The sequence below is a fragment of the Herbaspirillum sp. GW821-FHT09A12 genome, from assembly GCF_059418325.1.
Window position 1 is genome coordinate 372128 of record NZ_JBWKPR010000002.1, and the last position, 13883, is coordinate 386010.

Genomic DNA, 13883 nt, shown 5'->3' on the forward strand with positions numbered 1-13883 from the left:
TCCCGGAGCGCTGAACGACGCTGGATCCCGGCCTTCGCCGGGATGACGGCGGTTAGGGCGTCAAGCCTGGGAAATAGTGAATCCAATACTGTTGCAGCCATCTTCGCTGGAGGCGAAAGCACGGCCGCCATGCATGCGCGCCACCGCCTTGACGATGGCCAGCCCCAGGCCGTGGCCGTGGCTGCCGTTGATGTCCTGGCGCGCGGTGTCGACCCGGTAGAAACGGTCGAACAGGCGCGGCAAATGACGCGCGTCGATGGCCTGGCCGGGATTGGTGACGGCAATGCGGACGCCGCCATCCTGCGCGGCGATGTCGATGCGAATCAGGGCGCCGGCCGGCGAATGCTGGATGGCATTCTGGATCAGGTTGGTCAGCGCCCGCTTGAACAGCGCCGTCTCCATCATTGCCGTGGATTCAATGTCGCCGCTGACGGCGATGTCCATGCTGGCGTCGTCCAGCACGAACTCGAAGAAATCGACCGTCTTCTGCACCTCGTCGGCCACCCGCGCATGCACCAGCGACGTGGCGGCCTCGCCCTGGTCGGAACGCGCCAGGAACAGCATGTCGTTGATGATGGAGCGGATGCGGTCCAGCTCCTCCAGGTTGGATTGCAGCACGTCCTTGAATTCGCCGGCGCTGCGCTCGCGCGCCAGCGCCACCTGCGTTTCCCCGATCAGGTTGGCCAGCGGCGTGCGCAATTCATGGGCGACGTCGGCGTTGAAGGCTTCCAGCTGGGTATAGGCATCCTCGATGCGTTCCAGCGCGCCGTTGAAGGCGTGCGCCAGCACCGACAATTCCTCCGGCAGCGATTCGACCGGCATGCGCGCCGACAACTTGCGCGGCGAAAAACTCTGGGCGCGCGCCGACATGCGCCGCAATGGCGCCAGCCCGGCGCGGGCGATCCAGTAGCTGGAAATCACCGCCAGCACGATGCCCAGCAGGGAGAACGTGAAGGTTGCCACCAGGAAGGTGCGGCGCATCTCGAAATAGGGTTCGGTATCGATGCCGACGGTCACCCGCACTTCGGGCCGTTCCTCGAACGCGGGCAGGGTGCGCGTCATGGTGTGCAGCGGATATTCCTTGCCCGCCACGCGCAGCATGCCGACGGCATTGTTGTCCTGGTCGATCGCCTCGTGCCGCAGGCGCGAGAGGTCGCCATAGCGGAAACGCTCATCGTCGCAGGAGATCCAGAACGACACCCGCTGGTCGGCCTGCGACAGCGCGGCCAGTTTCAGCTGCACGCGCGACCAGCGATCGGTGTTGCCGGCGCGCGAGATCTGGAAGCTGAGGTCGTTCAAGGTGGTGACCAGCCCGTCGCGCTCGTGGCGCAGCAGTTCTCCCTTGAGCACGGTGTAGAGCACGATGCCGGTGAGCGTGAAGATGAACAGCGCCGACGCCGCCGACATCCATACCAGCCGCGCGGTGATCGACTGCCGCAGCGGCAGGAAGCGCTGCGGCCGCTCGGGGGCCGGGCTGACATGTTTCATGGCGCGCTCAGTCCGCCACGGCGTCGGCCGCGGCGCGCGGCTCCAGCACATAGCCCATGCCGCGCACGGTGTGCAGCAGCTTCTGGTCGAACGGGGCGTCGATCTTGGCGCGCAGGCGCTTGATGGCGACTTCGACCACATTCGTGTTGCTGTCGAAATTCATGTCCCACACCAGTTCGGCAATCGCCGTCTTGGACAGGATCTCGCCCTGGCGGCGCGCCATCACCGCCAGCAGCGCGAACTCCTTGGCGGTCAGGTCGATGCGGGCGGCGCCGCGGAAGGCCTTGCGGCTGATCAGGTCGATCTGCAGGTCGCCGATGCGCAGCTGCGCCGGTTCCTGCGAGCGGCCGCGGCGCGTCAGCGCCTGCAGCCGGGCCAGCAGTTCGAGGAAGGAGAAGGGCTTGATCAGGTAGTCGTCGGCGCCGTCATGCAAGCCCTTGATGCGGTCTTCCACGCTGTCGCGCGCGGTCAGCATGATGACCGGGGTCTGCTTGACCGTGCGCAGCGAACGCAGCACCGAGAAACCGTCCAGCCCCGGCAGCATCACGTCCAGCACGATCACGTCGTAGTCGTGCTGGATCGCCAGGTGCTGGCCGTCGACGCCGTTGGACGCCAGGTCGACCGCGCACCCTTGCTCGGTCAGGCCCTTGCAGAGGTAGTCGGACATCTTTTGTTCGTCTTCGACAATCAGGATTTTCATGCGGTCTCCACCCGCCGCGCGGGGACGGCGTGTCCCCGCATCGGCAATGCCAGAATTTTAACCCTTCGGCTTTAGGGCCTGTTAACAATGAATTTGCGAGTGCGAGCGGCCAGCAAGCGTTGTCTGCCTAGGCATGGCGACGCGTCGTAGCGGTGCTACGGCAAGGAGCCACAACAACGGCAGGCGACGCTTGCTGGCCGCGTTGCACGGTGGGGCTGGTGGCCCACCACCAGCCCCACCGCGCGCCTTGCCACCCCGCCTTCTGGGAGCAACGCATCTCGCAAATTCATTGTTAGCAGGCCCTGTTCTCCGGACTTTGTTGGTTCCGTCTTTTCGCTTTGCTGCCGTTTTCAATGTCGTCAATGCCTGCCATCCATGTCAATGGCCCTGGCTTTGCGCAAGGCGTGCCGCCTTGCGCGCGGCGCGCGCTTCCTTCTTGTTCATGTACCAGTAATGGGCGCGGTCCAGGTACAGGTAGACCACCGGCGTGGTGAACAGCGTGAGCGCCTGCGACAGCACCAGGCCGCCTACCATCGCGTAGCCCAGCGGACGGCGGAGTTCGGAGCCGGCGCCGTGGCCCAGCATCAGCGGCAGGCCCGAGAGCAGGGCGCACATGGTGGTCATCATGATGGGGCGGAAGCGCAGCAGGCAGGCCTGGTAGATCGCTTGTTCCGGTTTCATGCCCTTTTCGCGTTCGGCGGTGAGGGCGAAGTCGATCATCATGATGCCGTTTTTCTTGACGATGCCGATCAGCAGGATGATGCCGATCAGCGCAATCACCGACAGGTCGTAGCCGCCTATCATCAGGATCAGCAGCGCGCCCACGCCGGCCGAGGGCAGCGTCGAGAGGATGGTCAGCGGATGGATGTAGCTCTCGTAGAGCAGGCCCAGCACGATATACACCGCGATCAGCGCCGCCGCGATCAGGTAAGGCTGCGACGCCAGCGAGTCGCCGAAGGCCTTGGCGGTGCCCTGGAAGTTGCCCACCAGGGTCTGCGGCACGCCCATCTCGTCCTTGGTTTTCTGGATCACGTCCACCGCTTCGCCCAGCGATACGCCCGGCGCCAGGTTGAACGAGATCGTCACCGCCGGGAATTGGCTCTGGTGGCTGATCGAGAGGTAGCCGGTCTTGGTGGTGTCGATTTTCACGAAGGTCGACAGCGGCACCTGTTGCCCGGTCAGCGGCGAGGTCAGGTAGAGCTTGTCGAACAGCGCCGGGTCCTTCTGCAGTTCGGGCGTGATTTCCAGTACGACGTGGTAACTGTTGATCTGCGTGAAGTACTGCGCGACCTGGCGCTGCCCGATGGCGTCGTAGATGGTGGCGTCGATCAGCGAAGGCGAGATGCCGAAACTGGAGGCGCGGGCGCGGTCGATGGTGATGGTCGCGGTGGCGGCGGCGTTCTGCTGGTCGGAGGCGACGTCGGTCAGTTGCGGCAACTGGCGGAACCGCTCCAGCATGCGCGGCGCCCAGACGTTGAGCTCGTCCAGGTCGGTGTCGGTGATGGTGTACTGGTACTGCGTGCGCGACAGGCGGCCGCCGACGTTGATGTCCTGGCTGGCTTGCATGAACAGGTTGATGCCCTGCACCTTGGCGACCTTGGGGCGGATGCGCGCGATCACCTGGTCGGCGGTGGTGCTGCGGCCTTCATCCTTGGGCTTCAAGGCGATGAAGAAGGTGCCGGTATTGAAGGTGGTGGAGCCCGCGCTCATGCCGAAGCCGGTCACGTCCGGGTCCTGGCGCACGATGTCGGCGACTTTCAGCAGGCGCTGCTGCATCGCCGACGAGGAAATGTCTTGCGCCGACTCGGCGAAACCGATGATCACGCCATTGTCCTGCTGCGGGAAGAAACCCTTGGGGATGACGATGAACAGGACCACCGTCAGCGCCACGGTGCCGATGAACACCAGCAGGGTGATGAACTGGTGCTTGAACACGATATCGAGCCCGCGCTTGTAGCCGGCCAGCATGGCGTCGAAGCCGCGCTCGAACCACTGGTACATCTTGCCGTGCCGGTTGCCATGCTCGTTCTTGAGAAAGCGCGAGCACAGCATCGGCGTCAGGGTCAGCGAGATGATCACCGACACGCCGATGGTCAGCGTCACGGTGACGGCGAACTCGCGGAACAGGCGGCCGACGATGCCGCCCATGAGCAGCAGCGGGATGAACACCGCCACCAGCGAGACCGAGATCGAGATGATGGTGAAGCCGATCTCGCCGGCGCCCTTGAGCGCGGCCTCCATCGGCGCCATGCCTTCTTCCACGTAGCGGTAGATGTTCTCCAGCATCACGATGGCGTCGTCCACCACGAAGCCCACCGCGATGGTCAGCGCCATCAGCGACAGGTTGTCCAGGCTGTAGCCGACCACGTACATCACGGCCGCGGTGCCCATGATGGCCAGCGGCACGGTGATGCTGGGAATGAGGGTGGCGGCGACATTGCGCAGGAACACGAAGATCACCATCACCACCAGGGCGATGGTCAGGATCAGCGTGAACTCCACGTCCAGCACCGAGGCGCGGATGGTCTGGGTGCGGTCGATCAGGGTGTTGACGTGCACGCTGGCGGGGATGGCCGCGCGCAGGCGCGGCATGGCGGCCTGGATGCGGCCGACCGTCTCGATCACGTTGGCGCCGGGCTGCTTGGTGATGGCCAGCACGATCGAGCGGCCGTTGGTGATGGAGTGGTCGTCGCCGGCGGCGGCGCCCGCGAAGGCCCAGGCGGCGATCTTGTTGTTTTCGGGGCCGTCCAGCGCGATGCCGATGTCGCGCACGCGGATCGGCGCGCCGTTGCGGTAGGCCAGCACCATGTCGTTCCACTGCTCGGCCTTGAGCAACTGGTCGTTGGTGTAGACGGTGAAGCTCTGGTGCGCGCCGTCCACCGTGCCCTTGGGCTGGTTGACGGTGGTGGTGGCGATCACGCCGCGGATGTCTTCCAGGCTGATGCCCAGCGTGGCGATCTTGGCCGGGTCGACCTGGATGCGCACGGCCGGTTTTTGCTGGCCGTTGACGTTGACCAGGCCCACGCCCGAGATCTGCGAGATCTGCTGCGCCAGGATGTTGTCGGCGTAGTCGTTGACCACCGTCAGCGGCAGCGCTTCGGACTGCACCGACATGATCATGATCGGCGAGTCGGCCGGGTTGATCTTGCGGAAGGTCGGCGGATTGGGCAGGTTGGCCGGCAACTGGCCGGTCGATGCGTTGATGGCGGCCTGCACGTCCAGCGCGGCGGCGTCGATGTTGCGGTTAAGGTCGAACTGCAGCGTGATCTGCGTGCTGCCCAGCGCGCTCTGCGAGGTCATCTGGGTCAGGCCGGCGATCAGCGAGAACTGGCGCTCCAGCGGTTGCGCCACGTTGGATGCCATGGTTTCAGGGCTGCCTCCCGGCAGGCTGGCCGAGACCTGGATGGTCGGGAAGTCGACCTGCGGCAGCGGCGCCACCGGCAGCAGCGGCCACACGGCCACGCCTACCAGCAGGATGGCGATGGCCAGCAGCGTGGTGCCGATCGGGCGCTTGATGAAGGCGGCGGAGACGCTCACTTGGCATTTCCTTTCGCCGCATCGTTGGCCGCAGGCTGTTGCTGCGCTTTGCTGTCGGCAATGCGCACGCCTGGCTTGAGCTTGTACTGGCCATCCAGCACCACGCGCTGGTCGGCGGCCACGCCGCCGTGGTCGGCCAGCACGGCGATGCCGTCCTGGATGCGGGCCACCTTGACCGGCTGCATGCCGGCCTTTTCCTGGTCGTCGACCACATACACGTAGGTGCCTTGCTGGTTGCGCTGGATGGCGGCGGCCGGCAGCGTGAGCGCGTTTTCGTGGGCATTCATCTGCAGGCGCACATTGACGTACTGGCCCGGCCATAGCTTGTGTTCGGCATTGCTGAAGCGGGCCTTCAATTGCACGGTGCCGTTGCTGGTGTTGATCTGGTTATCCAGCAGCACCAGCTTGCCGGTGGCCAGCGGCTGGTCCGATTGATCCGATTGGCGCGCATAGGCCGTGACCTTCATCGCTTGCCGGTTGTCGAGGTGGGCGCTCATGGCCCGGTTGATGGCCGGCACGGCTTCTTCCGGCAAGGTAAAGAGCAGGGCGATGGGGTCGATCTGGTTGATCACCACCAGTCCGTTGGCATCGGTGGCGTGCACGATGTTGCCCGGATCCACCAGGCGCGCGCCGACCCGGCCGGAAATCGGCGCGGTAATGGTGGTATAGCTCAATTGCACGCGGGCATAGCCGACCTGCGCCTCATCGGTTTTGACGGCCGCATCCAGTTGCGCCACCAGCGCCTTTTGCGTGTCGAGCTGTTGCTGGGTGGCGGCATCCTGGCCGCGCAGGGTGGTATAGCGCTGCAAATCCAGCCGGGCGTTGGCCAACTGGGCCGCATCCTTGGCGCGTTGCGCCTCGGCCTGCGCCAGTTGCGCCTGCAGCGCGCGCGGATCGATCTGGGCCAGCAACTGGCCCTGCTTGACGTCTTCGCCTTCGGCAAAGCCGACCTTGTCCAACTGGCCGTCGATGCGCACCTTGACCGTCACGCTGGCATTGGCCGTCACGGTGCCGACGCCGGCCAGGTACAGCGGCACGTCGCGCTCCTGCACACGGGTCAGCGTCACCGCGACAGGCGGCGCCTGCTTGGCGCCTTCCTGCTTGTCTGCGGCGCTGGCGCGCTGCCAGTGCAGCCAGCCGCCGGCGCCGGCCAGCACGATGACCGCGGCGGCCATGCAAAGGGTGAGGGGGGAGCGCTTGGGGAGATTGGGTGAGGTTGTCATGCCTAAAACTCTTCCTGGAGTGATCGCTGGGAATGTCTGGTGAAGATGCGGTAGCCGTTGGTTGTGTTGGTCGCCATTTAGCGTGTTGCCAGCGGCCGCGCCTGCGGTTCGGCTTGCGGTTCAGCCTGTCCTGCATGCCAGCCGCCGCCGGTGGCCTTGACCAGCGCCACGCTGGCCACCAGCTGGCGGCCCAGCAAGGTGACGGCGCTGCGCTGGTTGGTCAGGGAAGTGGCCTGGGTGGTCACCACCGACAGGTAGGTCAAGGTGCCGGCCTGGTACTGGCTCATGGCCAGCCGTTCCGCCAGTTGCGCGGCCTTGACGGCTTGCGCCTGCACCGCGCTTTCCTGGTCCAGCACGCGCAGGCTGGAAAGGTTGTCTTCCACTTCCTGCAGGCCGCCGAGCACGGTCTGCTTGTATTGCGCCACGGCGGCGTCATATGCCGCCACGGCCTGGTCGCTGCGCGCGCTGCGGGCGCCGCCGTCGAAAATGCTTGCGGCCAGTGCCGCGCCCAGCGACCAGACCCGGCTGGGGGTGTCGAACAACTGGGCGAAGGCCACGCTGGAATAGCCGCCCGACGCCGATAGCGTCAGGCTCGGGAAATAGGCGGCGCGCGCCACGCCGATGTTGGCGTTGGCAGCCGCTGCCAGCCGTTCGGCGTTGGCGATGTCGGGGCGGCGCTCCAGCAAGTCGGAGGGCAAACCGGTCGGGATCTGCGGCAGGCTGGCCTGCAGGCGTTGGGCATTGTCGTCCATCGCCTTGCCGCTGGCGTCAGGGGCAGCAGTGGCGGCGGCAGGCAGGGCCGGCAGCGTGAAAGCGGCGGGCGCGCGGCCGACCAGGATGGCAATGGCATGTTCCAGCTGGTTGCGCGTGGCATCGAGATCGATCAACTGGGCCTGGGCCGAGCGCAATTGGGTCTCGGCCTGGGCCACGTCGGAACGCAGCGCGGTGCCGGCATCGTATTGGTGGGTGGTCAGTTCCAGCGAGCGGGTGTAGGCGTCGACCGTGCGGCGGTAAAGATCCTTTTGCAGGTCGGTGACGCGCAGTTGCAGGTAGTCCTGCGCCAGGGTGGCCTGGATCGACAGGCGCGCGGCGGCCAGGCTGGCGGCGCTGGCCTGGACGCCGGCATCGCCGGCTTCGACGGAGCGGCGGATGCCGCCCCAGATGTCGGCTTCCCAGGAGGCGTTCAGGCCCACGCTGTAGGTATCGGCCAGGCGCGGCGTGCCGCTGGTATTGGTTTGCGCGCGGCTGGGGCCGGCCGTCGCCCCGACGCTGGGCCACAGGCTGGCGCGTGCCAGTTGCGCGGCGGCCTGGGCCTGGCGGTACTGCGCCTCGGATTGGCGGATGTTCTGGTTGGCGGCGTTGGCCTGGACAATCAGGCCGTTGAGGACGGGGTCGCCATAGGCTTCCCACCAGTGCTGGTTGCTGTCGACCTGGCTGGGCGCGGCCACTTTCCAGGGGCCGTCTTCCTTGTAGGCCTGGGGCAGGTCCATCGCCGGCCTGACGTAGTCGGGCCCGACGGCGCAACCCGCCAGCAGTACAGCCAGCGCCAACGCCGTCATTCCCCGGGTGGCGCGGAAGGGGGATCTGTAGTTTGGATGAGTGAGATGACTGGCGCTGGAGCTGGCTGCAGCACGGCGGAACGGGACGACCATAGGGCACATGATGGATATTCGGGTGACGGGCTGGCCGTTGTTGCGCGCCCCCGCGTGCCGACGCCGACCATGGCTAGGGCTTAATTTAATCCCCTGTGCTCAACGTCAGGCTGACGTCAATATGACAATTTTGTCAGTTGGCGCTCTGAGCGTGTATTGCAGCAGGGCACCTTTATCCAATGGTCAGTATCAGCGTCCCGCACCGGCCTGTGCCGCGTCGCCGCCGGCATGGCCGGCCACGCACAGCGCCGACAAGGCGCTGCCCACTCCGCATACCGCGATGATCAGGCCCATCGGCCATGGTGTGCCGTCGGCCAGCATGCCGACCAGCGCCGATCCGAGTATGCCGGTGCCGTATTGTGTGGCGCCGATCAGTGCGGATACCGCCCCGGCGCGTTGCGAGGATCCCGACATGGCGCCGGCGATGGCATTGGCGACGATGAAACCGTTGGCGGAAACGAACAGGAACAGCGGCACGATCAGGCCGACGATGCCGCCGATGTCGAAATATGCCGTCACTGCCAGCAGCAGCCCGGACAGGGCGGCGCCGAGCGCACCGATGCGCAGCAGCCGATCGCTGCCCAAACGCAGCACCAGCCTGGAATTGATCTGGTTGGTCGCCATGATGCCGACGATGCCCAGTGCGAACAGCAAACCATAAGTTTGCGGCGACAGGTGGTGATAGCTGATGTAGGCGAACGGCGTGCCGGCGACATAAGCGTAAATTCCGCCATAGAAGAAGCCGCCGGCTCCGATGTAGCCCAGCATGCGGCGATTCCGCAGCAGGCTGAAATAGGTGCCCAGCACGCCATCGAGCGCATGGCGGTTGCGGTGTGCCGGCGGTAGCGTCTCCGGCAGCAGGCGCAGTGCCAGCAAGGTCAGGATGCCGACCGCCACCAGTGCCCAGAAGATGGCGCGCCATGACGCCACCTGCAGGATCAGGCCGCCTACGCTGGGGCCGATCAGCGGCGCAATTGCCATGACTGTCATCAGCGTTGACATCATGCGGGCCGCGTGCGGCCCGGCATAGAGGTCGCGTACCATGGCGCGCGCCAGCACTACGCTGGCGCAAGCGCCGATGGCCTGCAGCACGCGCCAGGCGATCATGGCACCGACGCTGCCGGCCAGCGCGCATCCGGCCGAGCCGATGATAAATAGCACCAGGCCCACCGCCACCGGCAAGCGCCGGCCGTAGCGGTCGCCGAGTGGCCCCCATGCCAGTTGCCCCAAGCTGAAGCCGATCAGGTAACCCGAAATGGTCAATTCCATGGCGCCGTGGCCGGCGCCCAGCGCCAGGCCCATGGCGGGCAGTGCGGGCAGGTAGAGATCGGTGGAAATCGAGGCGAATGCCATCAGCGCACTGAGGATGCCCAGCGTGATCAAACTGTGGCGGGCAGCGGGTTGGTGGAGGGTTTCAGTGGTGGCAGACTGGGGTGAGACAGGGGGCATGGCAGGTGAACTGGGCAAGATGGAATGCATGGCGGCGGCGCAAACGGTAATGTAAAAGGCCGGGCGCCGGAAATCCGGACGCACGGCCCTGAAACCGCAGCTTCAACGGCTTACGCGCTACTGGGGATGCACCGGGTAGCTATGCATGATAGTGCACGGGCGCATTCTTGATTAGACGGGATAATCGGCAAGGCCTCATGAGTAAAAATCATGAGACCTTGTCCGCGGTGCGTGTGGCCCGGGGATGGGCGGAGCAGGATCAGCGCGCCGGCTGGCCGAGCGTGATGCTGATGACCGTGAAGCTGTCCGCGTGGAATTGCGGATCTTGCTTGAGGCCGGCGGCGTCCGGCCCCGCTTGGGTGAAATCCATGGTGAACAGGTGGGCTACGCCATGGGCGGCGTCATAGGCCATGTTGTGGGCCCACGGGCGGGTGCCGATGTAGCCGAGCATGCGGTAGCGTTCGCCGGACTTGCCATCCTCCAACTGCAGGATGGACAGGCTGGCCGCGTTGCCGCTGGGAATGAGCAACTGGCGCCGGGCGGCATCCCAGGCCAGGGCATTGATGGCGGGCGCGGCCGGCAGGGCGGCGATGGCGGCGCCGTCATCCAGGCGCGCCACCGTCAGTTGCGGCGCCTTGCCGCGGCAGGCGATGAACACGCGGTTGCGGCTTTCGTCCGCGGCTAGCGCGCTGGGGTGTTCGCAGCCGCTGAACTGTTTGCCGGACCAGCCGGGAAGCGGTTCCAGCGTGGCGGCGCTGATGCGCATGACGCGCCCTTCGTCGCGCAGCGGCACCAGCACGCTGCCGTCGGCCAGGCCCAGGGGCGCATCGAACTTGCGGGCATCGAATTCGCGTTTCCCCGTGATGCGGCCGGCTACCGGATCGAACTGGTAGATGGCCGAGCGTTGCTCGCGCCGGCCGCCGGTCAGGATCAGCTTGCCGCTGGCGGCATCGAAGACGGCGTTATTGAGATTGCCGGCATCGACGGGGATGCGCTGCAGCTGCACCATGTCGGACAGCCGCAGGATGCCCAGCGCGCCATCCATATAGGCCACAAAGGCGCGGTCCAGCGCCGGCGCGAAAGCGACCGCGTTGGCGCCGTCCGTGCCGGGAATATCTTTGACCAGCTGGCGGCGCGCAGTGTCGAACACGGTCAGGCCGTTTTCGCGGCGCGCGATGAACAGGAAGGGGCGCGTCGGATCGAGCGCGCCGAATCCCCAGCTGTGGCCGCTGCCGGGCAGCACGTCGCTGCGGATGGCGGCTTGCGGCATGGTTGACGGCGGGTCGCCGTAGGCGGCGCTTGCCAATGCGGCCAACAGGATCGCGGCAAGTTTCTTGCAATGGCGGCGCATGATCAGAACTCCAGTGAAGTCAGCAGCGAGAATTGGCGGGCGTCGCCCATCGAAACGAAGTACTGGTTGACGCTGGAGGTGTAGTAGGTCTTGTTGAACAGGTTCTTGATGTTGAACTGGAACTTGACTGCGCGGCCGCCGATCGTGGTGTCGTAGGTGGCAAAGGCGTCGGCCACGGTGTAAGACGGCAGCATGAAGCTGTTGGCCGAGTCGCCCGGACGTTCGCCGACATAGTGCGCGCCGCCGCCCACGCGCAGCTTGTCGCCGCCGATGATGGGGCCGACGTCGTAGGCCAGGGTCAGCGCGGCGGTCTGCCTGGCGACGTTGGCCAGGCGCATGCCGGCGTAATCCGGGTCTTCGGTGGTCTTGGCGTCGAGCCAGGCGTAGCTGGCGATCATCGACAGGCGTTGGGTCAATTGGCCGGTCACGTCCAGTTCCACGCCGCGCGAGCGGGCTTTGCCCGAGGTGCGGTATTCGGTCAGGGCGGTGGCGGCGTTATATTGCGACACCAGCACGTTGCGCTTCTTGATGTCGAACAGCGCCAGCGTGCCGGACAGGCCATGCGGGTTGTCGTATTTGACGCCGGTTTCCCATGAGCTGGCCTGTTCGGGCGGCGTAGCCGAGGTAATCATCGCGCCGCTTTGCAGGGCGGCGATGGTAGAGGTGGGCTTGAGCGATTGGGTGTAGCTGCCGTACAGCGAAACCGCCTCATCGACTTTGTAGATCAGGCCGGCGCGCGGCAGCCATTTGCTGCCGGAAAGATTGGTGTTGGCCACGAACGGGCGGCCTTTGCCGGCCAACTGGCTGTAATCCTGATAGCGCAGGCCGGCTACCAGGATCCAGTGGTCGTTCAGGTACAGCGAGTCTTGCGCGAACAGCGACTTGTTGTGCAGCAAGTCGGTCTGGTCGCTGTCGGAAGCGGTGACAACGCTGGCCGGCTGCGCCAGTCCGTAGACCGGGTTGAGATAGTTGAAATTGCTGCTGGTGCTGACGCCGCGCAGCAGGTCGGCGCGGTAGATCTTGCGGTATTCGATGTCGCTGCCCAGTTGCAGGTCGTGGCGCATTCCGCCCAGCTTCAGTTTGCCTTCGAGGTAGGCGATGGCGTAATTGTCGGTGGACAGTGCGCCATTGGTGCCGTCGTTGCGGCGGGTGACGGCGCCGGTGGTGGTGTTGATGCTCATGACGCGCAGTTGCCGGGCGTCATACACCTCGCGGTTGTAGCTCAGGCCGACATGGGCTTTCCAGTCCTGGTTGATCCGATGGTCGACCGTCAATTGGGCGGTTTCGCTGCTGCCCTTCATGTCGTTGCCGGGTTCGTCCAGGCGTCGCTCGGCCGGGATCTCCAGCGGCCGGTTGGTGCGCGGGTCGAGCGCGGTGCCGCGGTCGAAGGGATAGAGGAATTCGCGCTGCTCCATCGAGAACACCACCTGGGTATCGCTGCCGTACCAGGCCAGCGACGGCGCGACCACGGTTTCCTGGATCTGGCCGAAGTTGCGCCAGTAGTTCTGGTCGGTGCGGTCGACGATCAGGCGATAGGCCAGGCCGCTGTCGCCGATCGGGCCGGTGGTGTCGAGCGTGAGCTGGCCGCCGTTCTTGCCGTTGCCGTAGGTGGAGCCGGCGAAGGAGATTTCATTGCGCTGCTGCAGTTGCGGTTTCTTGGTGATGATGTTGATCACGCCGCCCGGGTCCATCAGGCCGTAGAGCAGCGAGGCGGGGCCCTTGAGCACTTCCACGCTTTCAGTGGTGGCATTGAAGGCGCGGCCCTGCACCAGCGGCATGCCGTTGCGCATCACGGAGCCGTCGCGATTGCCGCCGAAGCCGCGTTTCATGATGGTGTCCTGGGTGCTGGCCAGCGTGTTGCCCTGGGTCAGGCCGCTGACGCCGGCAAGCGCGTCGTCCAGGTTGCGCGGGCGCTGGTCTTTGAGCGCCTGGGCGGGGATGACATTGACGATCTGCGGCACGTCCAGCATGGACGCGTTGCCGCGCAGGGTGCTGGCGTTGGGGACGGCGCGGTAGCTGCCGTCGGCTTCGCCGGAGGCGGCGCCGAGCACGGCAATCTGCGGCAATTGGCCGTCGGCGCTGGCGCTGGTGGCGCCGGCATCGATCACCACGAAGCCGCCGTCAGGCTGGCGCACCGCCGACAGGCCGCTGCCGGCCAGCAGGCGTTCCAGGCCTTGCTCGACCGAGGTGCTGCCTTGCAGTCCGGGAGAGTTCTTGCCTTGGGTCAGCCGGGCATCGGCCGAGAGCAGGATTCCGGCCTCGGCGGCGAATTGGCGCAGGGCCTGGCCCAATGGGCCGGCGGCGATGCTGTAACTGCGAACAGCCTGGGCCTGCTGGGCATGGGCCGGAGGCGCCAGCAACGGCAGGGACAGGGCCGCCAGATGGACGGCCAGGGCCAAGGTGCGAAGGCGAGGCGGTACGGCGGAGGCGGGCAGCAAGGAAGCGTGGCGCATGGGGGGACTTTCTTGAATTCGTTGGTCTGA

The 13883-nt window shown here is 65.9% G+C and carries 8 protein-coding genes; all 8 read right to left on the minus strand.

Annotated elements, in window-relative coordinates; translation table 11 throughout:
- Positions 1-60: 60 nt before the first annotated feature.
- A complete protein-coding gene (locus tag AC07N6_RS06815) occupies positions 61-1488 on the minus strand; it encodes a heavy metal sensor histidine kinase (protein WP_494779552.1) in 1428 nt (475 codons plus the stop codon).
- A gap of 7 nt (positions 1489-1495) precedes the next feature.
- Positions 1496-2188 (minus strand): heavy metal response regulator transcription factor, encoded by a 693-nt coding sequence (locus tag AC07N6_RS06820; protein WP_494779553.1) that lies wholly within the window; start codon positions 2186-2188, stop codon positions 1496-1498.
- A gap of 378 nt (positions 2189-2566) precedes the next feature.
- Positions 2567-5725: an efflux RND transporter permease subunit gene (locus AC07N6_RS06825; protein WP_494779554.1), complete on the minus strand. Its 3159-nt coding sequence runs from the start codon at positions 5723-5725 to the stop codon at positions 2567-2569.
- Complete coding sequence (locus AC07N6_RS06830; protein ID WP_494779555.1) at positions 5722-6948, minus strand: efflux RND transporter periplasmic adaptor subunit; 1227 nt, start codon at positions 6946-6948, stop codon at positions 5722-5724. The genes AC07N6_RS06825 and AC07N6_RS06830 overlap by 4 nt, the downstream gene beginning before the upstream one ends.
- A 77-nt stretch (positions 6949-7025) precedes the next feature.
- On the minus strand, positions 7026-8507 hold the full coding sequence (locus tag AC07N6_RS06835) for an efflux transporter outer membrane subunit (RefSeq protein WP_494779556.1): 1482 nt from the start codon (positions 8505-8507) through the stop codon (positions 7026-7028).
- Between the two features lie 282 nt (positions 8508-8789).
- Positions 8790-10049, minus strand: a complete 1260-nt coding sequence (locus AC07N6_RS06840; protein WP_494779557.1) for a multidrug effflux MFS transporter — start codon at positions 10047-10049, stop codon at positions 8790-8792.
- 259 nt (positions 10050-10308) lie between these two features.
- Positions 10309-11400, minus strand: a complete 1092-nt coding sequence (locus AC07N6_RS06845) for a YncE family protein (protein ID WP_494779558.1) — start codon at positions 11398-11400, stop codon at positions 10309-10311.
- Between the two features lie 2 nt (positions 11401-11402).
- Positions 11403-13853 (minus strand): TonB-dependent siderophore receptor, encoded by a 2451-nt coding sequence (locus tag AC07N6_RS06850; RefSeq protein ID WP_494779559.1) that lies wholly within the window; start codon positions 13851-13853, stop codon positions 11403-11405.
- Positions 13854-13883 lie beyond the last annotated feature (30 nt).